This is a genomic window from Paenibacillus sp. USHLN196, from assembly GCF_037144955.1.
Classification (GTDB): domain Bacteria; phylum Bacillota; class Bacilli; order Paenibacillales; family Paenibacillaceae; genus Paenibacillus; species Paenibacillus xylanexedens_C.
Window position 1 is genome coordinate 1 of the sequence record NZ_JBBCYH010000008.1, and the last position, 26,021, is coordinate 26,021.

The 26,021-nt window shown below is 37.5% G+C and carries 30 protein-coding genes; all 30 read left to right on the forward strand.

Annotation, left to right across the window (positions count from 1 at the left end; all coding sequences use genetic code 11):
• Nucleotides 1-348: 348 nt before the first annotated feature.
• The 30 genes from WFI24_RS19445 to WFI24_RS19590 all read left to right on the forward strand — a co-directional run bounded on the left by WFI24_RS19445 (nt 349) and on the right by WFI24_RS19590 (nt 25,994).
• The gene (locus tag WFI24_RS19445) at nt 349-1,083 is read left to right on the forward strand and encodes a hypothetical protein (protein ID WP_336763460.1); all 735 of its coding nucleotides are present in this window, start codon (nt 349-351) and stop codon (nt 1,081-1,083) included.
• Nucleotides 1,084-1,314: 231 nt separating this feature from the next.
• A complete protein-coding gene (locus tag WFI24_RS19450) occupies nt 1,315-1,503 on the forward strand; it encodes a hypothetical protein (protein WP_336763461.1) in 189 nt (62 codons plus the stop codon).
• Nucleotides 1,504-1,530: 27 nt separating this feature from the next.
• Nucleotides 1,531-3,360, forward strand: a complete 1,830-nt coding sequence (locus WFI24_RS19455; RefSeq protein WP_336763463.1) for a hypothetical protein — start codon at nt 1,531-1,533, stop codon at nt 3,358-3,360.
• Nucleotides 3,361-3,388: 28 nt separating this feature from the next.
• Nucleotides 3,389-3,997: a hypothetical protein gene (locus WFI24_RS19460; RefSeq protein ID WP_336763465.1), complete on the forward strand. Its 609-nt coding sequence runs from the start codon at nt 3,389-3,391 to the stop codon at nt 3,995-3,997.
• 165 nt (nt 3,998-4,162) lie between these two features.
• Nucleotides 4,163-4,888 carry a metallophosphoesterase gene (locus WFI24_RS19465; RefSeq protein ID WP_336763467.1) on the forward strand — a complete coding sequence of 242 codons (726 nt, stop codon included), beginning with the start codon at nt 4,163-4,165 and terminating at the stop codon, nt 4,886-4,888.
• Complete coding sequence (locus WFI24_RS19470) at nt 4,872-5,513, forward strand: sigma-70 family RNA polymerase sigma factor (RefSeq protein WP_336763469.1); 642 nt, start codon at nt 4,872-4,874, stop codon at nt 5,511-5,513. The genes WFI24_RS19465 and WFI24_RS19470 overlap by 17 nt, the downstream gene beginning before the upstream one ends.
• Before the next feature lie 58 nt (nt 5,514-5,571).
• Nucleotides 5,572-5,952 carry a hypothetical protein gene (locus tag WFI24_RS19475; RefSeq protein ID WP_336763471.1) on the forward strand — a complete coding sequence of 127 codons (381 nt, stop codon included), beginning with the start codon at nt 5,572-5,574 and terminating at the stop codon, nt 5,950-5,952.
• Between the two features lies 1 nt (nt 5,953).
• Complete coding sequence (locus WFI24_RS19480; RefSeq protein ID WP_336763473.1) at nt 5,954-6,433, forward strand: hypothetical protein; 480 nt, start codon at nt 5,954-5,956, stop codon at nt 6,431-6,433.
• Nucleotides 6,434-6,766, forward strand: coding sequence for an aminoacyl-tRNA hydrolase (locus WFI24_RS19485; protein WP_336763475.1), 333 nt, complete (start codon nt 6,434-6,436; stop codon nt 6,764-6,766).
• Between the two features lie 521 nt (nt 6,767-7,287).
• Nucleotides 7,288-7,845, forward strand: coding sequence for a phosphoesterase (locus tag WFI24_RS19490; protein ID WP_336763477.1), 558 nt, complete (start codon nt 7,288-7,290; stop codon nt 7,843-7,845).
• Between the two features lie 408 nt (nt 7,846-8,253).
• Entirely contained in the window at nt 8,254-8,520 is a 267-nt protein-coding gene (locus WFI24_RS19495) for a hypothetical protein (RefSeq protein WP_336763479.1), read from the forward strand.
• Between the two features lie 193 nt (nt 8,521-8,713).
• Nucleotides 8,714-9,694, forward strand: coding sequence for a ParM/StbA family protein (locus WFI24_RS19500; protein ID WP_336763481.1), 981 nt, complete (start codon nt 8,714-8,716; stop codon nt 9,692-9,694).
• A gap of 32 nt (nt 9,695-9,726) precedes the next feature.
• Complete coding sequence (locus tag WFI24_RS19505; protein ID WP_336763483.1) at nt 9,727-9,963, forward strand: hypothetical protein; 237 nt, start codon at nt 9,727-9,729, stop codon at nt 9,961-9,963.
• 94 nt (nt 9,964-10,057) lie between these two features.
• Nucleotides 10,058-11,041 (forward strand): AAA family ATPase, encoded by a 984-nt coding sequence (locus tag WFI24_RS19510; RefSeq protein ID WP_442956242.1) that lies wholly within the window; start codon nt 10,058-10,060, stop codon nt 11,039-11,041.
• 174 nt (nt 11,042-11,215) lie between these two features.
• Complete coding sequence (gene dnaE / locus WFI24_RS19515) at nt 11,216-14,359, forward strand: DNA polymerase III subunit alpha (RefSeq protein WP_336763487.1); 3,144 nt, start codon at nt 11,216-11,218, stop codon at nt 14,357-14,359.
• Nucleotides 14,360-14,494 (forward strand): hypothetical protein, encoded by a 135-nt coding sequence (locus WFI24_RS19520; RefSeq protein ID WP_336763489.1) that lies wholly within the window; start codon nt 14,360-14,362, stop codon nt 14,492-14,494.
• Nucleotides 14,487-14,693, forward strand: coding sequence for a hypothetical protein (locus WFI24_RS19525; protein WP_336763491.1), 207 nt, complete (start codon nt 14,487-14,489; stop codon nt 14,691-14,693). Before WFI24_RS19520 ends, WFI24_RS19525 begins: the two co-directional genes overlap by 8 nt.
• 60 nt (nt 14,694-14,753) lie before the next feature.
• Nucleotides 14,754-16,433: a hypothetical protein gene (locus tag WFI24_RS19530; RefSeq protein ID WP_336763493.1), complete on the forward strand. Its 1,680-nt coding sequence runs from the start codon at nt 14,754-14,756 to the stop codon at nt 16,431-16,433.
• Entirely contained in the window at nt 16,420-16,650 is a 231-nt protein-coding gene (locus WFI24_RS19535; RefSeq protein ID WP_336763495.1) for a hypothetical protein, read from the forward strand. Before WFI24_RS19530 ends, WFI24_RS19535 begins: the two co-directional genes overlap by 14 nt.
• Nucleotides 16,651-16,798: 148 nt before the next feature.
• The gene (locus tag WFI24_RS19540; RefSeq protein ID WP_336763497.1) at nt 16,799-18,433 is read left to right on the forward strand and encodes a recombinase family protein; all 1,635 of its coding nucleotides are present in this window, start codon (nt 16,799-16,801) and stop codon (nt 18,431-18,433) included.
• Between the two features lie 226 nt (nt 18,434-18,659).
• On the forward strand, nt 18,660-20,879 hold the full coding sequence (locus WFI24_RS19545) for a M1 family metallopeptidase (protein ID WP_336763499.1): 2,220 nt from the start codon (nt 18,660-18,662) through the stop codon (nt 20,877-20,879).
• A gap of 339 nt (nt 20,880-21,218) precedes the next feature.
• Nucleotides 21,219-21,476: a hypothetical protein gene (locus WFI24_RS19550; RefSeq protein ID WP_336763501.1), complete on the forward strand. Its 258-nt coding sequence runs from the start codon at nt 21,219-21,221 to the stop codon at nt 21,474-21,476.
• Nucleotide 21,477: 1 nt separating this feature from the next.
• On the forward strand, nt 21,478-22,476 hold the full coding sequence (locus tag WFI24_RS19555; RefSeq protein ID WP_336763503.1) for a hypothetical protein: 999 nt from the start codon (nt 21,478-21,480) through the stop codon (nt 22,474-22,476).
• A gap of 2 nt (nt 22,477-22,478) precedes the next feature.
• Nucleotides 22,479-23,165: a hypothetical protein gene (locus WFI24_RS19560; RefSeq protein ID WP_336763505.1), complete on the forward strand. Its 687-nt coding sequence runs from the start codon at nt 22,479-22,481 to the stop codon at nt 23,163-23,165.
• A gap of 31 nt (nt 23,166-23,196) precedes the next feature.
• Nucleotides 23,197-23,601 (forward strand): GNAT family N-acetyltransferase, encoded by a 405-nt coding sequence (locus WFI24_RS19565; RefSeq protein ID WP_336763507.1) that lies wholly within the window; start codon nt 23,197-23,199, stop codon nt 23,599-23,601.
• A 203-nt stretch (nt 23,602-23,804) separates the two neighbouring features.
• Nucleotides 23,805-24,224 (forward strand): organic hydroperoxide resistance protein, encoded by a 420-nt coding sequence (locus WFI24_RS19570; protein ID WP_307416785.1) that lies wholly within the window; start codon nt 23,805-23,807, stop codon nt 24,222-24,224.
• Between the two features lie 145 nt (nt 24,225-24,369).
• Entirely contained in the window at nt 24,370-24,549 is a 180-nt protein-coding gene (locus tag WFI24_RS19575; RefSeq protein WP_145322913.1) for a hypothetical protein, read from the forward strand.
• 74 nt (nt 24,550-24,623) lie between these two features.
• The gene (locus WFI24_RS19580; RefSeq protein ID WP_145322911.1) at nt 24,624-24,824 is read left to right on the forward strand and encodes a hypothetical protein; all 201 of its coding nucleotides are present in this window, start codon (nt 24,624-24,626) and stop codon (nt 24,822-24,824) included.
• Nucleotides 24,825-25,023: 199 nt separating this feature from the next.
• Nucleotides 25,024-25,578, forward strand: coding sequence for a copper amine oxidase (locus WFI24_RS19585; RefSeq protein WP_145322909.1), 555 nt, complete (start codon nt 25,024-25,026; stop codon nt 25,576-25,578).
• 98 nt (nt 25,579-25,676) lie between these two features.
• The gene (locus WFI24_RS19590) at nt 25,677-25,994 is read left to right on the forward strand and encodes a DUF1292 domain-containing protein (protein WP_036614722.1); all 318 of its coding nucleotides are present in this window, start codon (nt 25,677-25,679) and stop codon (nt 25,992-25,994) included.
• Nucleotides 25,995-26,021 lie beyond the last annotated feature (27 nt).

Consider the following 26,021-nt stretch of genomic DNA (forward strand, 5'->3'; position numbering starts at 1 on the left):
ATTCTCCTTGTGTGAATGGTTGTTGTGGTGACTTCATTCTACACGAATCCGGCCATGGGCCATTTTTTATTTATTTCCAGCGGGTGTCGCACTTCATATTACAATCTGTCATTACATAAAAAATTTAGATGATTTGAAAGTACTAACAAATGAAAAATTCATAAAACTTAAATTACACTATATTGAAACTTATACTCTTCCCTGCTGGATTGGCATACAAACAAAATATGATTACGACTATGGTGATGAGTATGAGATTTATGATATCGGTGAACTAAAAGAGGAAATGAAAAGAACAATTGAATCATATAAAAACTTGCTAAGTAAAGTAACTGAGGAGGAAGCAATTTGACAGAATCGACGTTTGAAAAACCAGTTACGGTCATAATTGACGCACTATCATATTTATCAGAAGTTTTAAAAAATGGACTAAAAAAGGACTTACAAAAACACCAGAAACCATGTGATGACTGTAAAGGTACTGGATTAGAAATTACAAATCAAATATACGGAATGTCTGATGATCCAGACAAAAGCAAACTCTTTCCTTACGATAATCAATACATAATTAGCTGTAGACACTGCCATTCAGGAGTAGTGAATTTGTGTGAATTTTGCAATGAAAAACTATCACGGTTTAATGATTGTGATTGTCCCGATGCATTGCATGAAAAAGATATTCAAAGAGCAGCAAGAGAACAAGAATTGTGGGATAAAGCAATCAAGTTAGAGTCATCCGATGATATTGCTAAGAAGATGGGCATGTATCAATCAGACGACTACCCTTATAACGATGGTTACTTTGCAAGTTTCGATGAGTTCATTGAGGCTTGGGAAGATAGTCATGAACCAGATGATCCGAAACCCATCTATGTATGGGGTACTCGTTCAATTAGTTTATCACTGAATGCGGATGATATCTTAGATCGAGAGTCTGAAGATTTACATGAGGATGCATTAGATAATATTGAAGGAAAAGATGAATTACAAAAGTTTCTGGATGAGTGGTGCTCAAAACAAAAATGGACAACTACATATTATGGTGAAAACAATTATGCAATTAGAATCCCTTGGGATAATTAATCGATATGGAGGTTCAGATGTCTAGATTAGATAAAAGCATGATATTGGAGATTCTACGTAAATCCAATTGTATTGAAACGCCCATACTTAACTTTTACTTTATGTCGGTTTGGGTGGGAGAAAGTTTAAAACAACAGATGGATTCATCAAAACGAAAATTGCTAAATAAGTAGTGATTGGGTATTGGATTCCTTATGAAATACCTGTTTTACACAGAAAGGAGTGAAAAGATTGCCACACCTTGGACTCACCGATTTTTCCAAAGATAGGGAAACGCTAGTACTACAAATTAAATGGCTGCTAAATGAGATGGAATATGCTTATGACCTTATCAGTGAAAACAATATTATTGAGGCTAAAGATACTCTCAACAAAGAATTTGAGGATCACATGTTTATGAATTTAGGTAAGAAAGTTTAAAATAGTCAATTTTGAGGGAGGAAACTAATGAATAATGTTCAGGTAAAGGTTAACGTGATTAACCAATTGAAACTGCTACGACAGAGCACATTTAAGGACAAACTGTCATTCCTTGATGAAGATATTCAGAATGCTCAGCGAGCCAAAGCTACTGCGGTTAGAGTGACGATTGATTACTACAGCAATAAAGTTACAATTGAAAACAATGGTCAGATACTATCAAACCCACAAGCTTTATTCTCTATCGCAGAGTCTGAGTGGGACGAAGATGTGCAAAAATCAGAATCACCTTTTGGAATGGGATTCTTCAGCAACATTACGGTGAGTGACCACATCGAAGTGTTTACGGGAAGTAAGCATATTATCTTCAATGTTGGTGAGATGATTCAGAATAATAAAACTGATATAGATGTAACTGAGACAGATAATACACATGAAGGCTTCAAATTGATACTGAATAATTTTGACTTTACAGAAGTTCAACCATCATTGATTCGTGAAAGAATCGAGTTGTTGGGAAAATACATACATGAGTTAGATATCTATTGTGATGACAAGCTTCAACCAAAAAAGAATTTAACAGACACAGATGGCAGCGTGTTTTCTAGTGTGATTGAATCAGATAATATTCAAGGTTGGATTGCATTGAACTCAGGATTCAGTCAAGAATTAAAAGTGTTTTATAAAGGTAGGTTGGTGACGAAACTTGATAACTACTATTACGTTAAAGGCGATCTACACATCAATGATAAAACCTTAAATCTTACCTCTCCAGATCGCAAAGACATCATTAGAGATGATAAATACTTTGCATTCTTAAAGGAAGTATCGAGGTATACCAAAGAACTTGCCAATAACAGTTTTCTACATGGTGAACAGAGACACATTGAGAATCATATTGATGCTATCTCATGGAATGCAGACAAGGGAAAATTGAAAAATGAGATATCGTTCCTAGTGTTTGATACTGAGAATAAGGATGATTCGAAATATCTTAATAGCATTGCTTTAGCTAAAAGAAAGAATCCAGAAATCAGAAGCGTCAATCAATATGAGGTTTTTATTAAATCAGAAGCAGCTAAACAATCTGAATCAAATCATAAAGAGATTGAATTTACTCAAGAGGTTAATAACAAAGCCCCAGAAGCAGAAGGTATTTCTACTTGGTATGGAAGTGAAGGATCATCTGGTGGACGAAGTGAACCCGAAATTGATGAGGATAAAATCGAAGAAAGAAAAGGACAACAGATCGACTTTAGCTCTGAGCCAGTATTTTGGTTATCGTTTGATCAAATTGTCGAACATGAAAAGAAATTTAATATTGCAGAGCATTACAAATTAAAAGTGATTGTATCGAGGAACAAAATAGAAAGCGGAATATTAGAGACATTGGGTAAGGATCAAAACATTGTACATATCTCAGAACTAACTGAGAACACGTTGATTAAAGCATCTATCTCAAATACTGAGCTAAGTAAAAAAGAGAGCCGAGCCCTAATGTTACTGGACATGATTAGTCGAATGATCGGGTTTAGCAGGAATGTGTTCTCTATAGGCGACGTAATGGTGCTAAAGCAAACTCAAATTGAGGTATTAAACCATACAATTGAAAAGATTGAAGAAGAATTTGTAGCTGTGCATGACTACATTAACAACAAGGTATACATAGATAGATCAGTAATCGATGATAGTAAGCTTAGGGAAAGTAACGAAGAGAATCTAGATATTAGTGACTATAAGTTCCTCTTACGGAACTTGAAAGAGATTGTTCGAGCAGTTAATCTTATGAATTTTGACGAAGTAGAAAGACCGAAAGACCTATATGACTGTCTGATTGACGGATTAGCGATTGCCTAAATAACTAATATGAGTGGGAGATGTTTAATTGACAAGAGCAGAGAAAGTAATTGAAGAAATTAAGACTCAGTGGTTTGAAAATCACAAGGCAACTAAATATACATATGACAATGTTACGATTATCGATTGGCGAGAACCCGGAAGTAGCTTCTACTCAGTAAGATACATATTTAGTGGTTATCGATTATACATAAGTGGAGATATTGGAGATGCAATTTTTGATCTAACTTGGAAGGCAACTCCTGAAAGTTTTAGAAATATTAATTTAGGGTATCTGATGGGCAAATTATCATGCTGCTCACGTGATAGATGGGACTTTAATGAGGAGAAAGCCCAGAGAGAACTTGAAGAATGGCGAGATGAGCGACTATATGATGCTGAAGATGATAGCAAATTTACAAATGCAATGAATGAATTGTGTGAGGACATTGAATCGGCAATATGTGAAGGAAGTAGTTCCTCATACTTTAAACACTTGATCTGGAGTGTTTATGAAAGAGCAAATGGAAATTACTTTGACAGTGAAGACTTTCAAATGATTCAGGATTTCGGAAAAGAATTGCCGAGGGTATTCTATGCATATCTATTGGGAATTCAAATGGCAACTAAACAGTTAGAAGAACCCACAAATACATAGTCTTGATGTTGCACTTGCTTCATCAAAAAAAAGAGCTGCCACACCAATGAAGGTAATGACAGCTCTCGGTTAAACCTGCGTCTATTGCACCCCTGCAATACAATAATTTTAATAGCACATACACAATAAATCAATAGAAATGAGGCCATACACATCAGAAAACTCGTGGTTAGCGATATTCATGGTTGTCACGATGAATTCAATTGTATTCTCAGTAAGTCTAAATACGATCCCACATCAGACCAACTGATACTAATTGGAGATTATGTAGATAGAGGATTGAAAAGCAAGCATGTTATTGAGCAGGTTATGGGTTTTAAAAATATACACAACACTATTGTACTAAAAGGAAATCATGATGACATGATGGTGGCAGCACTTAAGCATGACGATGAAGCATATGACGCTCAATGGCTAAATAATGGTGGATTTACAACACTGATTAGTTACATTGGTGGAGATTATTTTGAAGAAGGATTTGAATGGGATAAATACATAGAAGTAAAAGAGTATATACGTAAACATTATCAGCATCACATAGATTTCCTAGATTCACTTCCACTGTACTACGAAGACGACCATCATATATATGCTGGTATCAATCCATTGCTCAATAATTGGAAGAACACATCGAATGATGATTTTATTTGGATCAGAGAACAGTTTTTCAGAAACAACACAGGGTTAGGTAAGAAAGTGATTTTTGGACATACTCCAGCAATTCATTTACATGGATCTGCTGATATCTGGTTCGACTCCAAAGAAGACAAAATAGGTATTGATGGAGCATGCGCATACGGTAAGCAACTTAACTTGTTAGAAATTACAGAAGAGGGATTGTACATTCAACATAGTGTGCAAAAAGGTGAATTAGATGAAAATCAGTATTAAGTTAGAGAAACGCATTCCCAATTTTAATAATGAGGAAATGATCAAACTTGCTAAAGAAACAGGCGACAAGGACTTAAAGGATAAGATCATCAAAAACAACATGCGCTTTGTAGTGAAATTGGCTAACAAAACATTATCAAACGGGTCTCCTGAAGAGCCTGATGAACTAGTTAGTATGGGAATGATTGGACTTTTAAAAGCGTATGATACTTACGATCACACTAAAAATATTAAATTCACTACTTACATGGCTAAAGTAGTAAACAGAGAATTTTCTGCTAACGCTAGATCCAAAGGAATGAAATGCCGTAGTAAATACACTAGCATCAGCATGGACAACAATCTCTACAAGGACAACAGCGGAGATAGCGAAAAATTATTGTCTGAGGTATTGTCAGATGAAAGTCACCTTGATTTAGTCGCTGTAGAAGATTCTATTTTTGATGGTGTATTAAATGGATACATTGAACGAAAATTGACTTCTAATGAGAAAATTTTCGCTCGTAAGTACTTCTTTGAAGGAATGAGTGTGTCCGATATTGGCAGGGATATGAATGTCACAAGACAAAGAGCTCATCAGCATTTTAAGAATAGTGTACGGAAATTGGCTCCAGCATTTACATAATACATAGTTTAAATGAAACTTATATTTTACATAGAATGGTTCTACCAAAGGAGACAATATGATAGTTAAAAATGAAATTAAGATACATGAAAACAGTGTGAATTATATGAAGCGAGTATTTATGCAGTATAAGGAAATTGAAACATTGCCGAATGTAGTTGAGAATCCCATCATCCACCTATATCCAGTCAAAGACACATATGAAACTAATGGTGAATTAAACGGATATAATGATGCCCTATTCTTTCAATTACATGTGTATGATCCTGTAGGCATGGTTAGTTGGAAAAGTAAACAATTACATGATGGAATTATTCCATTTTCAGAGGTAATGATTCAGCAGATCAAAATATTCAAAGATTTGAGTACTTTAGTTTCACTTAGCGGTTCATATAAGATGTCACAGATGCAAGGATTTAGCATTGGGAGAGTGAATTAATATGGATGATAAAGAGCTTAAGAAGTTTTTCTACTCAGAAGAGATGGACTCCATTAGACAATCGCATTACGATAATGCCTATAAGCGCGGCAAGTTTGATGAAGCACTAGAAAAGGGACAAGCCAAGGAAGTCTTCAGTTGGCAGGACGAAGACTTTAGCGTTTGGAAGGATAGGATTTGGCACTCCAACAAAGATCAATATCACATCGGAGTCGAAGGATACATGGGGTTTGAGGATGTCGCTCAAGCTATTGAATGTTATCAACTTTTTAATGAGTCATTTAAAGCATACATAGAACAAAATGGTGGATTAAAAGAAAAGCATATTGGATGGCATAAAATTTATAGTACTAGAGCTGTTAATGTCTCATATGAAAATGAATGTTATTGGATTTTTCTTGATGAATACAAGTCCGAGGAGATTAGTGAACTGTATTGGTATATGTGCGATGTAATTGACCAATTAAAAGGGATTGTTTAAATGAAAGATGAGCTTGTACAGTACTTTATCGTAAATAAAGATCTAAACATGTCAGCAGGAAAGATTGCAGCTCAGGTGGGCCATGTAGCAACCAATATAACTGTTAATGAGAATGGAACTGAAGTATGGGATGAGTGGCATGAAAACAACCAACCAAAGATTGTGTTACGAGGCAAAGAGAAGGATCTATTGAAATTGATAGAAGATGGTGCTTATTATATCAGAGACAATGGCAGAACTGAAATTCCTGAAGGATCTCTAACATGTGTGGGATTTGCACCATGCCATAAGTCGGAAATGAGAGATAAACTTAAACGATTTCAGTTATTGTAATTTAAGTGAAAGATGCATTTTAATAAGAAGTAATTGTGAGGAGTTGTTTCAAATAGCAAGAGAAATGAAATACATAGTTGTACGAGAAACTGATATAAAGTATGGCATGGTTGGCGAACTGATTGATACTTTTAGGCATCCAGACGGACGATTGATGTACACGATATATTTCAATGACGGTGAATTAAGAGGGTACTATTATAATGAAATCGAAGAATTCCTCAAAGTTATAAAATAGTTTAAATAATAGACATATCATACTAGAAGCGGAGATACATCTTTGATGGGGAAAATTATAAAAAAACATTTAGGCATATATGGATACAAGCCGTCAGCAAGAATACATAGTAACACCGAGTCACTGTATTGTGATAACTGCAAGAGCATACCTCAATTCACATCAACTAAGGAGTACTTTAAACCCACAAAATGGTATCAATTTTCAAATTGTTTGGAAACATGTGATTGGATTATTTGCTCAGATTGCTACACACCACTAAAAGTAAAGGATGAAAGATAATATGTCAGTTTGGTACACCTCAGACACACACTTCTCACACAGGAACATCATTCAACATGAGAACAGGCCATTTAATACAGCCGAAGAGATGGATGAATATCTCATTGAACGATGGAATCAAACAGTTAATAGCAACGATACAGTATACCATCTCGGGGACTTTGTATTTGGTGGGATCACTAAATGGGAGAATATCATCCCAAGACTAAAGGGTAAGATTCATCTTGCAGTTGGCAACCATGACAATGCTAATGCTGTAAAGAAAATGGATCATCATTTTGAAGAAGTTGAGAATATGATTGTTAGAAAAATTGATAAGCAGCATCTATTCCTGTTCCATTATCCGATTGAGATTGGGCTGACTCCAAATGCATACTCCATTCACGGACATATTCATAATAGGCCATCAAATCATATTAATCAGATCAATGTAGGTATTGATAGTCCATTTACAAAGGGCTCTGTGGGATTCGGCAATCTTATACCCGAAGAGTTAATTTTGGAAGAGCTAAAGATTAGGAAAAAGCAAGTTCTAGAATTACGTTCAAATAGAGAATAGGGGTGTTTTGTTATTCAGATTCAAAATTATACTAAAGCATTGAACAGTAGATTAGAAAAGGGTTTGATCGAAAAAGTGAAATACGACAAATACATAGCAAAGCTGATCGAGTGGCAAATGAATTACGGTTTAGAGTACTACCAGACTGAGAGTGATCCATATTAATAGAAAGGGTAAATACATATGATAAGACTAAATGATAAAGATCTATTTAAGCTTTTCGAGAAACAGCTACGAGTATTCTATCCTGCTTTCAATCACAAACCATTAACCTTAAAGTATTTGTTCGACTTAAATTATGCGTACTATAATTATGTGGAAAGAAAACTACACTTCAACAACCACATTCTGTATTTTCAGTTCGAAGGCGACAGTCAAAGGAAAATCACATATCAGGAAGCAGTTAAAATGATTAAAAGAGAATATCCTGAAGCTAAAGTGAATTTAGAGATACACATAGAAAATAAGTTCAACAGTATTAGTGATGTAAATAGATTTCATGAGATAGTCAATTTTTATTGTGACGTAGACATTAACGAAGTGAAACTCAATGGGGAACAAATACGTTCAATGATTGACCTAGCCTTGGATACACGAACAGAAAGATGCAATAATGAAGAATGGCTAACTGAATTATCCTTGAAACATAAGGCTTTTATAAAGGGCAATTCCTGATGAAACATCAATTTTACAGGATCATAGGCGAGACAAATGTATAGCGGATATTTAAAACACAAAGATAATACTGTACATAGCTAATTCCACATGGTACAATCAATCTATAAGTTTTGTGTTACATTGTAGGAGAAACGAGACTATTACATACAAGTCTAATGCGATGTAGTCGAATTGAATGGGAGGTTGTACCATGTCGTCAATTTTGACCGAGGATATAAGCGTGTTTGATCTAGGATTTAGTTGGGCCAAAGGGAAAAAGAACAATAAACTATTTATTCAACCATCTATTGCAGGTGAATCGCAGCCCATGTTTGATACAAACATTAAGCCCAATGATTTTTTCTTTGAAGATACCATGTTCGTTGGTGATTTAGCTCTGAGACAAAGTGAGATTAAATACTTTACTTTAAATAAACAGAAGAGCGAAGCAATGACATCGGAGGTTATCCTCAAAACTGGCTTAGGATATCTCAATGGAAGTAAAAAGTTCAATCTTGTTACAGGTCTTCCGATTCTCTTTTATTTTAAGCAGATGTCTGAGATGGAAGATATGATCAATAGACTAGCCGAATCAGATCCATATGAGATAAAAAAGGGTCGTAGCAATTTTAGCAAAGTTAAGCTCAACATTGATAAATACAAAATAGTTCCACAAGGTTATGGCATTGCTATGAATCATCTATTAAATAAGTCCGGCAAGATTCAGAACAAAGCAGATGCAAAGAAAAAGATATTGGTAGTGGATTTAGGATTCTACACGTTAAACCTGCTTGGGTTAGATGGCTTAGAAATTATGAAGGAATCGACAAGTCTGTTCTTGGGAGTAGAAAAAGCCTATAAACTACTTAGAAAGTACCTACAAGATTTGGTTGGGACAGCCCCAGCAATATACGAATTAGATAAGTATGTTTTGAGCGGTACATATGAAGGACACGATATACGACATCTGGTGTCAAAAGCATTTAAAGCATTGGCAATGCAGATACAAAATGAAATAGAAGGTTTAAACATAAATTTTGAAATGTATATGATCGGTGGAGGGGCAGCCCGTTACATATTTGAATACCTTCGACTTAATAATAAGTCACTTTACGGACAGCTTGATCAAGTTGAAGGTAATGAGAAGGTAGGTGTGCGATTATGGGGAAGCAACACGTTATTGCGCGCCTAAGACCAGTAAAAGATGACGATATACGATCTGCAATGTCCAAGCTACCAGTATATTACGACGAAGCCGACATAGTAAGAGAAGCACTGAGACAGTTCTTGTTCGGTCATACGGGTCGAGAACCAATGATTAAGGGTATTCAAGTATTTAAAGAGGCTTCGTACGTTAGTACGGATACTCAAGAGGATGCAACCATTAATGAAGCAGATGTGGTTGAATTCGAAGAAAATGATGACTTGGATGCAAAACTGAATAACTTTCTTACTTCTTAATGTAGGCTTCGGCCTACTATACATAGATTATAATCAATAAGATCAGATAAGCATTTTGCACCAACACAGGAGCATATACTGTCCTAACGAGGTGATGACTGTGGACGAAAGTTTAAGGAAAATTACTGTTAATGATTCAAGGATCAATATTATATTCAACGCTGATGGTGGGCTTAGAGCGCCGTTAGAGCAAAACGAGGACTTATCATTAACAAGTAATCACAATAATGAATCCGCAGCAGACATTTTTAATGAGATGGAAGAAATGATTGGGCTTGATAAAGTTAAGGATCTGATATATGAGATTTATTCATTGATCCAAATCAACAAGTATCGTAGTGAAGAGGGACTGAAGAACAGCAAACAGGTTTACCATATGATATTCAAAGGTAATCCCGGCACTGGTAAAACTACAGTAGCAAGAATAATATCCAAAATGCTCAACAAAATGGGTGTACTAAGCAAAGGCCATTTGATTGAGGTTGAACGTGCTGATTTAGTTGGGGAGTACATTGGTCATACAGCTTTGAAGACTCGTGACCTTGTTAAAAAAGCTATGGGCGGGATACTTTTCATCGATGAAGCATATAGTCTTGCTCGTGGAGGAGAAAAAGATTTTGGTAAAGAGGCTATAGATACACTTGTAAAAGTTATGGAAGATAAGAGTGACGATCTAATCATCATATTGGCTGGATATCCTATCGAGATGGATGATTTCCTTCAGATTAATACTGGATTGCCCTCAAGATTTCCTATTCAGATTAACTTTGATGATTATTCCACAGACGAATTAATGCTGATAGCTTTAAAGATGTCTTCAGAGAAAGATTATAGCTTTACAAATGAAGCAGGATTAAAACTTAAACAGATCATACAAGATGAAAAAGACTTGAGGATTCATTTTAGTAATGCCAGATATGTAAGAAATGTTATCGAGAAGGCAATCAGACATCAGGCGGTTCGATTAATGAAGAGACGCGAGAAGATGTCACGTCAAAACTTAATGGAAATTACTGCACGAGATATTGAATCTCAGCTAACTGAAGCAAAGAAGGCTGAAGGTGTCTATAACTTATAGATGAATGTTCTCCTATAGAGAGTATGAGATTAAGGATAATTAGCTCTTTATAGGAGAATTTGAGGGGGTGATTGTAATGTAGCTTAAATAGACAAATATAATATATGAAATCAATATTTTAATTGAATGTGCAAGTAAGGAGATGATCATACGGATAACTATGTAATTTATCATTTGCATTCAGACACTAGCAATCCATCAACTTCAATGGCTATAGATTCTGTGACTAAGTATCAACAGTATATTGATGAAGCAGAAAAAGCTAATATGCAAACAATCTGTTTCTCTGAGCATGGAAATGTATTTAATTGGGTCAAGAAGAAACATTCGATCGAAGAGAAGGGTATGAAGTACATTCATGCTAATGAGGTATACCTTACTGAACATAATGACAAAGAAAGTGGTTTGATTCGCGATAACTACCACTACATGCTTATCGCAAAGAATCTTGAGGGAGCACAGGAATTAAACAAACTAACTTCACTTTCGAACAATAAAGATGACGGACACTATTATTATAATCCAAGGATTACTTTTGAAGAGCTATTCAATACCTCAGATAATATTATCATGACATCTGCTTGCCTTGCATCTCCGCTATGGAGGGCAATTAAAAATGACAACAAGCAAATGATGAACAGATTTATGGATTTCTTTGTTAAAAATAAGCATAGAATGTTTTTTGAGATTCAATATCACACTCACCCAGAGCAAAAGCTATTTAACCAACATCTACACAGTCTATCACTTGAAACAGGCATACCGCTTATTGCAGGGACAGACACTCACGCCTTAAACAGATCTCATGCTGATGCACGTAAGATTTTAATGAAGGCTAAGGGTGCGACATATGGAGATGAAGATGCATTCGATCTAACATTTAAAACATATCCCGAAGTTGTCAAAATGTTTGAGGAGCAATCGACGCTACCTAGAAATGTTTATCTAGAAGCTATACATAATACAAACGTTATGGCTGATATGATTGAAGAATTTAAGATTGATTCGTCGCCAAAGTATCCTAAGCTGCACGACGACTCAGAAAAAGTGTTTAAAGAAAAGATAAATGTCGGTGTAATCGAACGAGGAATTAACAAGTTTGACAAAGTAAAAAAAGATGCTTACTTTAAACGAATTAGAGAAGAGTTTGATACATATAAAAAGGTTGGAGCAATTGATTATATGCTCCTCCAAAAAGACGTAGTCGATTGGGCGCATAGCAATGATATTTATCAAGGATATGGTCGTGGATCAGTTAACGGAAGCTTGATTGCGTATTTATTGAAAATTACTGAGATGGATAGTATCAAACATAAACTAAACTTTTTCCGATTCTTGAATCCAGAACGTATCTCGCTTGCTGATATTGACTTGGATTGGCCTCCATCTAAAAGGCAAGACGTTATTGATTACGTAGCAAAAATTCCCGGTATTCACTTCTCAGAGATTATTACCTTTAACACTGTGGCGCTAAAAGGAGCGGTTAGAGAAGTTGGAAGGGCTTTAGGTATGGATCTTGCTACAGTAGACGCTATTGCTAAGTCAGTATTCAAAGACGATAAGAAGGTAGATAGAGTAGATCCAAAGTATCTCGAAATGTATCCCGAACTATTCAAATATGTTGAGTTGGTACAAGGAGTTATAGTAAGTATAGGGTCTCATCCTTCTGGTTATATTGTTTCTCCAGTAAGTCTCGAAGACAACATTGGGCTCTGTTATACAAAAGAAAGTAAGTATCCAGTAAGTCAGATCAATATGAAAGAACTTGATGGACTCAATTATGTAAAGTTGGATATTTTGGGTTTGGACAACAATGAAATTATCAATGAGACATGTAAGCTGGCTGGAATTGAACGACTTACACCGGACAATATGGATGTTGATGATAAAGATGTCTGGAATTCCATACGAGAGTCTGGTTTAGGAATATTCCAATGGGAAAGTAATTCTGCTCAAGCATATCTAAAAGATCTACTGAGCGAAGAAACAATACATAAGATAGAAGAACAAAATGATATGTTTAGTTATATTGAGTTATTCTCAATTGGCAATGGAGCAATTAGACCATCAGGAGACTCATACAGACAAGCTTTGGCAAATGGCATATTCAAAGATCACGGTCATGAAGCATTGAATAATTTTCTGAAGAGTACTATTGGATACTTAGTATATCAAGAACAAATCATGAACTTTCTAGTAGAATTCTGTGAGTTTACAATGGCAGAAAGCGATAGTGTTCGAAGGGGTTTGAGTAAAAAAGAAGGAACAGAAAAGTTTCTGCCAGAGATAAGGAAACGTTTTGTGCAAAAAATGAATATGGATTACGGAGAGACAGAAGAAGATGCGCTTGCTGTCTTAGAGCCTTTTTTGCAGGTCATAGATGATGCACAGCGTTATGGATTCTCCGATAACCACTCAAATCCTTACTCTCACATCGGCTATGGAAATGGGTATCTAAGACACTACTACCCACTAGCCTTTCTTACTGTGATGTTAAATATAAATAATGACAACATAGAAAAGACGGGTCAAATAATTAACTATGCTAAAACAAGAGGTATTGAGGTGTCACCAATTAAATTTGGTAAGTCTAATGCTGATTACTCATTTAATGAGGGCGATAATACAATTTACAAAGGTTTAAAATCTATTAAATACCTTAACGAAAAGATTGCAGAAGAGTTATTAGTTTTAAGTAAAAATACATATAAATCATTTGTTGAACTGTTGGTGGATTTAAACGAAAAAACATCGGTCAACAGTCGTCAAACTGATATATTGATTCGCCTTGGCTTTTTTAGAGAATTTGGTAACAATAGTTTATTAGTGACGTTGTACAAAGAGTTCTCAAGTGGAAAGTCTCAATATAAAAAAACATACGTTGAGAAGACTAAACTTAAGAGGATTGCGGATCTAGTTGATGAAGAACATAGGATACGCACTGAAAATGACTACTCCAAAGTTATGCCAAACGAAGAAGTGATGTTCCAAAAAGAAATGCTAGGGTACTCCGAAGCTGTATTTCCCGATATAGAATCGGGTTGGTGTGTAGTTACCGATTTAGATGTTAAATATAGTCCCAAGCTCACATTATACAATCTTCGTGATGGCGATGAACGTGTTTTTAAAATGGACAAGAAAACATTTAACGTCAAAGATAAAGCGTTGAAAATTGAAAAAGGAGATTTAATTGAAATAACAAGTCATAAGAAAAAGCCAAGACAAGTCCCGGACGGCAATGGCGGTTTCAGAGCTACAGATCAGACAGATGTTTGGATCACAGGTTATAACAAGTACAAGAATAAGGAGAATACATAGATGGGAAACAAGTTTAGCAAGTCAAAGATAGAGCAGATTATTGGACGTAAGTTGACTGAGGATGAATGCACAGAAGTAGTAGGAACAGTTCTTAATCAATTGTTGAGTGAGAAAAATGAGAAGACAAATGGATAGATTCGATAGTGATTATTACTATGTACACTTTCCTGATCCACAAGAAAATACAATTCTATACTCAACTTGTTTTGGATGTGGGGAAACTATCAATGTTGGCGAAGAAGTATTAGATGTGTATGGAGTATGTGTGCATGATACATATGATTGTTTATTCAAAGCGGTAGATGCTAAAAGATTAATTACAGGAGAGGAATGATAGGAAACGATACTGGATCATCATACCAAAATTAAAGCTGTAAATGGAAACCTACGGACTTTGGGAAAGAAATACATAAATAAAGATGGATTCTATACTGTGAAGCTAGAAGATTTATCGAGTGGCAGTAAGGCGAAGATAAGAGTTAAATGTGACAGATGCTCGAAGATTAAAACAGTTGTATTTAGTAACTACAACCGATCTAAGACCGTAAAGGAGTTTGGTTTCGGAGTCTATTATTGTTTTAACTGCTCTGTTTTTATACATCAATCATATAACAAAGATGAATTCTACAAAGAGCTCGATCCTATTATCAGTAAGAACAATTTGAGATTATTATCCGATTACAATGGAAAAAACGGAAGGGTTAAAGTTCTGTGCTGTAATTGCAATTACGAATACGAGACCGTAGCTGTCAATTTACTTAGGACAAAGTGTAGAAAATGTTTAGGGCTGTTGCGGAAAGACAATGAAACTTTCAAATTAGAAGTTAAGAATATCTTTGGTGATGAGTATATCGTCTTGGAAGAGTATCTTGGTTCTGATGTTCCACTAACAATTGAACATGAATGCGGACATCAATTTAAAATGGTTCCCTATAAGCTTCTTCATTTAAAGAAGCACTGTCCCGTATGTTTTGGGCAATCAACCACAACTATGAGTTTGGAGAAAAAAATATATGATTTAGTTGGCGATGAGTATACCTTGAAATCGGAGTATGTAGACTCTCAAACAAAAATTGATATAAGGCACAATAAATGTATGAAAACATTTAGTGTTAGAAAAAACGATTTTGTGGCTGGAGGAAGGTGTCCCTTCTGTCAACAGTCAAAAGGTGAAAGGGAAGTTGAAAGGGTTTTGGGGCACTACCAAGATATAATTACTTTTAAAAGCGAGAAAACATTGAAGGAATTAGGAAGGCTACGATTTGATTTTCTGCTGTACATGGAGAATGTATTAGTTGGTGCTATTGAGTACGATGGTATTCAGCATTTTCAACCGATGATGCACATCGGAGGCGAACAAGCTCTAATTAGACAACGGGCGAACGACAAAAAGAAAGATGACTATTGCAGAGAAAACGATATTTACATGATCAGGATTCCATACTGGACAGATTGCATTGAGGATTACTTACATTTAGAAATTGATAATATGTTGTATTTCTTTAATATAAACAAGGAGGTAAACTTGACAAAAATCAACGCGGGCAAACAATTTGAGAAAGATGTAGAAACAAGTGCAAAATCAAATAAGGTGTTTTTTTACAGAATTAAAGATACGAGTATACCCGCATCATTCAGGGCAACGGTTAGAGTAACAAAGAATGATTATGACTGTATGATGTTTGCAAATCATCATTTATTCACATTAGAACTTAAATCAACAAAGGATAAGTCAATTAGCTTTCAAGAAAGTGTAATCAAGCAACATCAGATCGATAAACTGAATGAAGCAAATGCATATGAAGGTGTCATATCAGGTTTCATTATGAATTTTCGTGAACCAGAGAACAAGGTGTACTTTATACATATAGAAGAGTTCTTGAAGTATCAATACATAGCTCAAAACCAAATTAAGGAACATACATATAGAAGCAGAGTAAATAAAAGTAGTATTTCACTAGCCATCTGTGAAGAAATAGGGATTGAGATTAAAGGGTATAAGCCACGTACAAGATGGCATTATCACTTAAAAGATTTTATAGTGGAGGCAATTAATACATATGGAGACTATTAAAGATTGTATGAATAAAGGATTGAAAGAGATATTGATAGAGGGTGAAAAATATTTTCAAGACACAGATGAGTATGGTAATGATATCTTAAAAACATTTGATGAAAAAGATAAAATGTGGATTGAATTAAAGTTCTCTAGATTAGATATGGGTGTTGAACAAAGACTTACAAGTATGCTTTCAAATGAATACCTAGAACAACAAATGAATATGGTATAAACTATGAGACTACCTGCAATAAATTATGTGGGTAGTCTTCGTTATATCTTATTGACTCATTGGTGTAATTTAGATAAAATTTAATAGTAAAAGTAGTAATAGAGATATGTTGAATTAATAACAGAAAAAAGATATGGTGGTGGAAAAATTGACACAAATTAAACGGATAGCAACTCTGTATCGTGTATCAACAAAAGGACAGTTGGATGGAAATGATATACCAATGCAACAACGATCGTGTAGAGGAATGATCGATAAGCAGGATGGTTGGAAACTAGTAAAAGAATATACTGAAAAAGGTGTCTCTGGCTTCAAAGTATCCGCTTCTAATCGAGACGTGATCCAGCAGGCTAAAGAGGATGCAGAAAATGGCTTGTTCGATGTATTGTTGGTATTTATGTTCGATAGGTTGGGAAGGAAGGATGATGAGACTCCATTTGTACTTGAGTGGTTTGTAAATAAAGGAATTGAAATGTGGTCAGTCATAGAAGGTCAGCAAAAAATTGAAGCACATACAGACAGACTGGTCAATTACCTTAGATTCTGGCAGTCAAGCGGAGAAAGTAGAAAGACTTCAGATCGGGTCAATGAAAAACATATGCAAATGGTTGAGGATGGGATTTTTAGAGGGGGAGGCATCCCTTACGGATATAAAGGTGTTGATTCAGGCAATGTTAATAAAAAGGGTAAGGTGTTGCTTAAATTAGTAAAACACGAAGAAGAGTCTTTGGTGGTACATAGAATATTCCGACTGGTACTAGATGAAGGATATGGACAACTAAGGATAGCTAAATTGTTGAACGAAGAGAATATTCCCACAAGAAAGGCTAAACAGTGGGGAGCTGCAACTGTAAATGTTATACTTAAAAATCCTATCTACAAAGGAGTAATGAGATACAGGAAAGAGTCAGGAAACGACACGTTCTCCAAGCCTATTCCTGAGTTAATAATAATATCCGAAGTAGAGTGGAATTCTGCTCAAGATATCAGAGAAAAAAAGAATCCTAAAACTAAACAAAACAATGACAACTCTGTGCCGATGAGTACAAAAGGTAGTTTACTACTAACTGGTATAGCGCGATGTGGATGTTGTAATTCAAGATTAACTTCAACAACATTTGTGAATAAATATAAAGCTGCGAATGGAGAAATACTCAGATACAATCAAAATAAGAGTTATCGATGCACCGGAAAACTACAAGGTAAAACCGACTGTGATGGTCAAGCGACTTTCTCCTCTAAGAAGGTTGAGAGACAAGTAATGAAGCAAGTGAATATTTACTTAAATCAACTCAAAGCCATAGATTTCAGCTCAAAAATTGATTCAATCAAAAAGAAAACATCCAATGAAGAAGAGAAAAAAATTAAGAAACTGCAATCAGCACTTGAAGAACATTATAATGAACTATCTGTGCTAAACGCCGAAGTCCCAAAATCAATAATGGGTAAAAGTGCATTCAAACCGGAAATGCTTAATGAACTCATTGAAAAGAAAGAACTAGAAATCTCACAAACTACCAATGAAATCAACGAAATTGAAAGAATACTTTCCTCTAAGAAAATTGAATTATCTGAGATGGAAACATTAAAAGAATATATCCCGGTTTGGCAAGATGTTTTCGATAAAGCGTCCACGGAAAAGAAGAAAATGATGTTAAGTACACTTATCGATGTTGTTTATGTCAGTAAAGAGAAAATATCGGTAGAAATCAAGGTTAGACTCAAAGAATTCTTAGGACATTTATCCAGTGAAAGTAAGTATGCTGGGAGAGCACTATCTTGACAGGGTAGGGGTCAGTGGTTCGAGCCCACTACAGATCATACACGAGAAGCCTTACGATGTAAGGCTTCTTTTTTTTCTTACATACAGGCATGAATACGATTTGCATTAGTTTTATTATTCTCTCCTCTTTTTTAAACAAAATTTAAATAGAACATAAATTCAACGTAAGGTTCGTCTTCTATACTTGGTTCTGAGATCAACCTAGAATACGAAGAGGAGAGAACTTATGAATTATTCAAGTCCATTTACAGCAAAGTTAGCTAGAGTAGGGATCGCGGGTACATTGGCCTTATTGCTGGCAACAAGTCCACTTGTGAACATGAATTATACTGCGGCTCAGGCAGCGCCCACATCTGGAACTGTAGAATCTGCTGTACATAACACACAGAAAGATACCCTAGAGCAGACCCCGATTCAATACCAGATCCAGGCTCGGATCAATGAGAAGGACATGACCCTGCAGGGTAGCGAAAAGATAACGTATCGCAACACAAGCAAGGATACACTTCAGCAGTTGGTCCTCCATACTTATGCTGATGCGAACCTGACGAAGTCTACACAGGCGACCATGTTTCAACAAGACAATGAAATGATCAGCACAAATAATCCAGATAAGAAACCCGAAGATTTCCTTGGAGGGATGGATATTCAGGGAATAACAACAAATGACCAATCGTTGGATTTCCACAAGGAAAACCAAGCGTTGACCGTACAGTTGAAAGAGCCCGTTCAACCAGGCGAATCTGTAGCGATCCAACTAAAATTCCAGCTGAACATTCCATACGGGTCGCAGCGAATTTCCTACTACAAGGATATGATTAATGGTGCACACTGGTTTCCGGTGATGTCTGTCTACGACGAAGTTAAGCATCAGTGGAACAAGGCACCGTATAGTCGAACCTTTGAGAGCGATTATTACACCTCATCAGACTTCGATGTTCAATTAAATGTTCCTGATGAGTATCAGGTAGCCATGCCGGGCACGATCACCACTCAAGACAGTACAGAACATGATCGTAAGATAGTGTCTGCTGTAGCCGAGAATACGAGGGAGTTTGTTTTCTTTGCAAGTCCTAATCTTCAAGTGGAACGTGCTACCCGTAACGGTCTAACGGTGGAATACTATTATTACAACGATGATCCATCCAAGAAAAAGATAGTTGACCGGTACATTAATCAGGCATTCAAGGTCATTGATTTTTATAGTGAAAAATATGGCAAGTATCCCTATCCAGAGTTCCGCATTGTCGAGACGTATGTACAAGGCGTTGCCGTGGAGTATGCGAGGCTCATTCAGATGGGACAGATTCAAAATGGTGCTGTTCCAGAAGAAGACACAACATTTGTTCATGAAATAGCGCATCAGTGGTTCCATGCATTGATCGGTAATAACTCGGAGACAGAATCCTTCCTGGATGAAGGCTTTGCTGATTTCTCCATGGTGTATTTTGCCGAGAAACAGGGAGACAAGCTAAATGGGTTCAGATCCATACAGTTTGATACTGCGCCCGTAGATTTGGCGATTGCGTCAACAAACGATGAAGCTGGGGATTTGGCAGGTTTGGTGTATTATCAGAAGGGAAGACAAGCCATCTATCAGCTTTACCGTTCCGTCGGTGAAGAGAAATTTGACGAGTTCATGAGGACATATTTCAAACGCTACGTGTACCAAGATGCAACGGTAGAGGGGCTGCTTCATACCATTGAAGATGTGCTCGGTAAAGAAGTACGTTCAGAAATGCAGATGGCCCTATATCAGCCTAACTTTGTCTTAAAGCAGGAATATCAATTATCACAAGAAGAAACCGCCGCCTATGTGCATGACATCTTACACCTACAATATCAGACTGTTATGGGGATGATCCCTGATCTGCCTTATGAAGTGATGAATCGATTGATGGACAAAATCCTTCAGGGCGAGGAATTAACCATTGTGCTCAGCGATCAGGTGAGCAAGCTTGCAGCGAAACAGCAGGAAGATATGGTTCATCAGTTGACTGGATTCCTTGATATGAGCGGTGTGAAATACGACGTTATACGGGATCGCAAGGAACTGAAGCAAAAGATGAAAAAAGAGATCGGCAACAGCAACCTTATTGTCATTGGCAATGCCAAGTCAAACGGTCTGGTGCAGGCTTTAAAATCCAGCATGATCGATCGGGCGAAACAGACAGGTTTTCCTTGGAAGAATACTATGAATGAACCTCTCGCTGCTGGTGCATATGTGATCAAACATCCTTATAACCAGAATCGATTGATGCTTCACTACTTCTGGAATGAGGATCATCTGAGTGATGCGGCATATGAACCTTTTAAGCTGAAAATACAGGAGTCTATCGGATTCACTAACGATTTTTACCAATACTATCTATTGGATCACCAAGGCAAGGAGAAATCCAATAAAAAAATAGCGAATCCCATATCTTCATTTTTTGCGGAGCAATAAGTCATTGGCTTTAGAAAAGTGAAGAAAGCATCCCTTGTAACACCACGAAAATACTTGTTTAAGAGAACATCTATATTGCAGTTTCTTCCTCTAAACAGGTTAGCCAATTGTTATTGGTTAGCCTGTTTAGTCATTTTAACAAAAGCAAACCGATGGTTGCACAACTCACTCCCCTCCAAAGGAAAGATATAACCTTCAAAAAGTCTAAAAGGGGATAAAATTTTATGTTGTTTTGCAAACCAGTCTTGGAATATTAGGCCTTAAAATGGGCATGATGCTTTAACAGAAAGGTAACTTCATGAATATACTTATCGTGAGAAAACAATAGGAGGGATTAATATGAAGGATCAACATTATCCGGGCATGCCATGGAAAGAGACAGTCACTGGTCACAACGGTAAGGAAAGCAAAGGAATTAACAAAATGAAAGCGTATTCATATAATGCAGGCATTCGCTCTATCATTCGTGTTATTCAGGGGCCGGCTGCGAATATGGGTAATGTTGTTGATCTCTCAAATCTACTAAAGGGCACATCGGAATTAGTATACTTCTCTCCATTGGACATTGTCACCCTGAACGCTAAGGAGGTTGTGTAACATGTCAATGGTTGAAAAAAATATCCAGGCAGAACAGACTGCTAATGTCACAGCCAACAGTTTCACTTCACCTTACGATTATTGCGATGCAGAATCCCGACGGATGCACACACCTCAATTTGATAAAAAAATGGACAATCCTATGTATACCGCTGCAATGGCAGGACTTCAATCGATCTATTGGTTTCGGGCGATCAAGGTAAAGGGGCTTATCCCCGATGCCATGGCAGATTATTATGCCACGTATTCTACCAATCATAATCACATCGGAGGAATTGGACTAGCCTACTCAAACAGCCCGACAGGACCATGGACGAAACACGGACAGGTATATCTGGATACTGTGGTTGGGAATTCGACGGAAACTCCATTTGTAATCTGGAACGATGTTGAACAATTATTCTTCATGTATTATCAACAAAACGGGCTGGGGATTAATCAATCAACCGCACTTGCGACATCTGTGGACATGATCAATTGGACAAGAGTGGGTTTGATTTTGGATAAACCTCCCGGTTTTCCGGGTGATGGGCATACGGGATACTTCTCATGCTTCAGAAATGGCGGTAAATGGATCGGTTTCTCGGTTATGGGCGGGGGTGACTTTGGCCGTAAATGTATCTGGCATTCTCATGACGGGCGCTGCTGGTTAGCTGATCCCAGACCATTATTGGGTGGTAATGATGCCACTTTAAGTGCAGGAGAAAACATTTCGAGACCCAATGCTGGTGTATTTATGTACAAAGGGAGCATGTGGTGGATAGGCATGTTGTCGGCTTATGCATCCGGTGGGGTTACGACTGTAGCTCGGCCAGCCATTGCCAAGATCAGCGCAGACTTTCGTCAACTGCTGGACAAACCTACAGATATATATTTTCCGGCATTGAATTGGGAAACGACCAACATGCAATCCTTGATGGTGTCCGTTATGGACGGCGTAGTGTACGTGTATTACAATACCGATCATAATATCGGTGTAGCCTATTCGGTGGGGGTGTAGAGATGGTTATACGTGATGCGGCGGGTCAGATCGTACCCTTCGGCAAGGTCCACAAACAGCTTGTGGCCGATTTTCTTCACGGAACGTTACCGGACTGGCTTGAGGTGGTGGGTACACCAACGTTTGAGCCTTTGCCAGATAGAGGAACCATTACAGTCACAACAGCGGCAACGGCAGGAGCATCCGCAGAGTTGAAAATGAAGCATCTGATTGATAGCTCGAAAGTAACCGCTATTGCGTTCACATTGGAATCGCTACAATTGAACGGGAATATTGGTATCTCGGTTCAGGTCGGCATTAAATCAAAGGATAGCAAAGCAGGAATCACCTTTTTTCAGAACGTCAATCAGAAGTATGGTATGGTTCGTGCCTATAAAGCAGACGGAACGTACACCGATTTCAAGCAAAACATGGTGTTCTTCACCACACATGGCGTAGCAGGAGATGAGGCACAGAACCGTAAAAATCTCACTGTGCTGCTCTGTACCGGATTACAGTTCTCAGCTGGGTTCGAGAGACCGTCTGTATGGCTTGGTGCAGATGACCAATATGGCGGTGTTGCTGCTGATCTTAGCGGGGGGGTGTTCCAACATGGAGAATTGCAGTGTCTTATGAAACTGACTACAAGTAAGGCAGAGGCCAAGTATTTCAAATGTGCACAGATGAAAGTGGATATCTGGAGTAACTGATTGGTTAGACAGGTTGGGGAGGCATTTGACGATGAACACGATACATTATTCAGCAGAATCACTTGAAAATGTGGATCAGTTACTAACTTTATATGAAGCTTTGGGATGGAACTCGCTGAACCTAACCCTTGATGAGTTGGAGCGCATGTGCAGACAGAGCTGGTATGCATTATATGCGTATGACCAACAGCGCTTGGTCGGTATGGGGCGCGTAATATCCGATGGGGTCATCACAGGCATCATATGTGGAGTAGGTATTCTGCCTGACTACCAATCCCGAGGAATCGGTAAGGAGTTGTTAACACGAATCATTGAACATTGTGAGAAAAATAAGGTGATTCCACAATTGATGTGCACCGAAGGTTTGGCAACCTACTACGAAAAACTCGGATTTGAGAGATTTACGATCGGAATGACGAAGAGAATAAAGCGATAAAAGCTGTTCGTGAGGATAAACATGTATGATCTGTCCTAACGATAAAAAGTATTTTTAGAAGTCGCAATATAAGCGGCTTCTTTTTTTGTTATAAATAATCATTTACAAACACAATTAAATTGTGTACAATCAAATTGTTAGCAAATCAAAAACAAGTAATCATGTTTGCACCAATAAAATTAAATTCGAAGAGGAGTTTTCACATGAAAACATTATATGAAACTACAGTAATTAATACAGGCGGACGTCAAGGAATCGTACAATCCCCAGATAACGTGTTTATGTTGGATGTCGCTGCACCGCCTGAACTTGGAGGACAAGTGACGACAGCTACCAATCCGGAGCAGTTATTTGCAGCAGGGTATAGTGCTTGTTTTAACTCCGCGCTGGAGTTCCAATTGAAGAAACACAAAGTTGAAATTGAAAGAAGTACCGTAGCTGCAACCGTAATGTTGGTAACGGACTCTGAGGATAACGGCGTGAAGCTTCAAGTAGATTTGGAAGTTAAAATTCTCGGTCTGGATGAGGAAACGGCTAATAAATTTGTGAAACTTGCCCATGACTACTGCCCATATTCCAAAGGAATCAAAGGGAACGTGAATGTTAACGTGGAACTGGCGTAATCATTGATACTATGTATAGTTGAGTAGAAACCTCCGAGAAATCGGAGGTTTTTTGGTGTTTTATACAGAAGAATCAAATTTTCCCTCTAATATGGGTTATAATGGTATGAGGACTAAACAAAGTTGCTGAAAGGGGAATGTACGTATGATGGATTTTAGCAAACCACCCCATGGCTCTGAGACTGATACCCACCGTCAGCGTCATCAGGAAGATGAACAGAAATACCTGTCCGGAGGAAAGAGCATCTGGTATGAGATTAGCAATTGGCTCATTCTCGGAGGCATCCTCTTGGTCATTTTCTTATTATTTAAATACGTATTCTAAATAGACACACAACCGGGCGAATCCCCATATGATGCATTACATCAGTAAGCACTTGGGGAAATGGGGAATCCGGGATGGCAAAGGCAAAAGGAAAGAAAGCTCCCGCGTTGAAGAGTGACAAAATTCGTGTGTCCATGAAGTTGGTCACTTCGGATGTATGCGAGAGATGTAAAACACCCTGTTCACGAGGAATGGAGTACGCTGCACGGATGAGAATTGAAGGGGCTGTAGGCAAAGGTGTCCCCTGTATACTGACCCGCCATACTTCTTCGTAACTCTTCATGTAATTCCGTATATATAACAATAATAGGATAGGGGCATCCTTTAATGAGGATTGCCTCTTTTTGCGTATTCCAAGGGGTGGAAAAAATGTTGGATAAAAAATGAAAAATGATGAAAAACAGCGCAACTTTGTGGATGAATCTGCAGTATAAATGTACAACAGCTAGCAGCAGGGGAGGGAATATTGACGGGATGAAATGGAAACGAATATTGCTTTGTGTCATGGTATTCTCCTTGCTCGGCGGGTCTTTATTGTTTGCGGATTCAGTGAACGAGAAGATTCGAGTTCTCATTAACGGCAAGGAAGCAGCTGACGGAGGTTATCTCATTGATGGAACGACCTATGTACCTGTAAGGGAAGCCGGAGGCGTCGTCAAATGGGATAGCAGTAACAAGAGAGTAACGGTGATCAAACCGAATGTACATATTTTTCTCTTCAAGGGAGACACTGTATTTGGTAACGTTAACGTGGGCAAACTGAAATTCAATGTATTTTCACAAGTGGACAGTTTAACAGCAGATGTAGCTGCCGTGAAAGTAACAATCACCAATCCAAGCGGTCAGGTGAAGGATATCCAGTCACAGGAGCTTACAACACAGAAGGATAACTTCTGGTTCCGCACGTATGATTTTACGTACGATTTCAGTCGTGCTGGCAAGTACCAAGTCGGTTTTCATATTAAAGAAAATGCAAACAGCAACTACGTCCTGGTAGCGGAGAAAATCATTACAGCGCTGAACGATTGAAGCGAATGTAACGTTGCCCTTTTAAATTGACCTAGCTCAATGAACATGTTACGATATGCAAGGTTACACAATTTCTATTTATAAAGCGAGGTATTTCAATGAGCGATCACACACATGAACACGGCGATGGCTGCGGATGCGGGCAAGACCACGACCACGACCACGAGCATGAAGAAGTCCTTCTCACATTAACAGACGAGAACGGCCAAGACGTGGAAATGGTTTTGGTGGAGACGTTTGACGTGGAGAAGCATGTTTATGCGCTCCTGCTGGAACGTAACAATCCTGAAGCTGACGGCATCATCCTGCGTATGGAAGAAGAAGACGAGGAAATGGTGCTCTACAATATTGAAGACGAAGAAGAGTGGAACCGCGTTGAAGCGGCTTACAACGAACTCGTTGCATCACAAGAGTAGTCAATCTTTTGGAACATAACATGAAGG

Bases quoted from the DNA above. Each gene is read 5' to 3' on its own strand.
- WFI24_RS19455 (WP_336763463.1), top strand. From the start codon at position 1,531: ATGAATAATGTTCAGGTAAAGGTTAACGTGATTAACCAATTGAAACTG.
- WFI24_RS19470 (WP_336763469.1), top strand. From the start codon at position 4,872: ATGAAAATCAGTATTAAGTTAGAGAAACGCATTCCCAATTTTAATAAT.
- WFI24_RS19475 (WP_336763471.1), top strand. From the start codon at position 5,572: ATGATAGTTAAAAATGAAATTAAGATACATGAAAACAGTGTGAATTAT.
- WFI24_RS19480 (WP_336763473.1), top strand. From the start codon at position 5,954: ATGGATGATAAAGAGCTTAAGAAGTTTTTCTACTCAGAAGAGATGGAC.
- WFI24_RS19485 (WP_336763475.1), top strand. From the start codon at position 6,434: ATGAAAGATGAGCTTGTACAGTACTTTATCGTAAATAAAGATCTAAAC.
- WFI24_RS19490 (WP_336763477.1), top strand. From the start codon at position 7,288: ATGTCAGTTTGGTACACCTCAGACACACACTTCTCACACAGGAACATC.
- WFI24_RS19495 (WP_336763479.1), top strand. From the start codon at position 8,254: ATGATTAAAAGAGAATATCCTGAAGCTAAAGTGAATTTAGAGATACAC.
- WFI24_RS19500 (WP_336763481.1), top strand. From the start codon at position 8,714: ATGTCGTCAATTTTGACCGAGGATATAAGCGTGTTTGATCTAGGATTT.
- WFI24_RS19505 (WP_336763483.1), top strand. From the start codon at position 9,727: ATGTCCAAGCTACCAGTATATTACGACGAAGCCGACATAGTAAGAGAA.
- WFI24_RS19510 (WP_442956242.1), top strand. From the start codon at position 10,058: ATGACTGTGGACGAAAGTTTAAGGAAAATTACTGTTAATGATTCAAGG.
- WFI24_RS19520 (WP_336763489.1), top strand. From the start codon at position 14,360: ATGGGAAACAAGTTTAGCAAGTCAAAGATAGAGCAGATTATTGGACGT.
- WFI24_RS19525 (WP_336763491.1), top strand. From the start codon at position 14,487: ATGGATAGATTCGATAGTGATTATTACTATGTACACTTTCCTGATCCA.
- WFI24_RS19535 (WP_336763495.1), top strand. From the start codon at position 16,420: ATGGAGACTATTAAAGATTGTATGAATAAAGGATTGAAAGAGATATTG.
- WFI24_RS19545 (WP_336763499.1), top strand. From the start codon at position 18,660: ATGAATTATTCAAGTCCATTTACAGCAAAGTTAGCTAGAGTAGGGATC.
- WFI24_RS19550 (WP_336763501.1), top strand. From the start codon at position 21,219: ATGAAGGATCAACATTATCCGGGCATGCCATGGAAAGAGACAGTCACT.
- WFI24_RS19555 (WP_336763503.1), top strand. From the start codon at position 21,478: ATGTCAATGGTTGAAAAAAATATCCAGGCAGAACAGACTGCTAATGTC.
- WFI24_RS19560 (WP_336763505.1), top strand. From the start codon at position 22,479: ATGGTTATACGTGATGCGGCGGGTCAGATCGTACCCTTCGGCAAGGTC.
- WFI24_RS19565 (WP_336763507.1), top strand. From the start codon at position 23,197: ATGAACACGATACATTATTCAGCAGAATCACTTGAAAATGTGGATCAG.
- WFI24_RS19570 (WP_307416785.1), top strand. From the start codon at position 23,805: ATGAAAACATTATATGAAACTACAGTAATTAATACAGGCGGACGTCAA.
- WFI24_RS19575 (WP_145322913.1), top strand. From the start codon at position 24,370: ATGATGGATTTTAGCAAACCACCCCATGGCTCTGAGACTGATACCCAC.
- WFI24_RS19580 (WP_145322911.1), top strand. From the start codon at position 24,624: ATGGCAAAGGCAAAAGGAAAGAAAGCTCCCGCGTTGAAGAGTGACAAA.
- WFI24_RS19585 (WP_145322909.1), top strand. From the start codon at position 25,024: ATGAAATGGAAACGAATATTGCTTTGTGTCATGGTATTCTCCTTGCTC.
- WFI24_RS19590 (WP_036614722.1), top strand. From the start codon at position 25,677: ATGAGCGATCACACACATGAACACGGCGATGGCTGCGGATGCGGGCAA.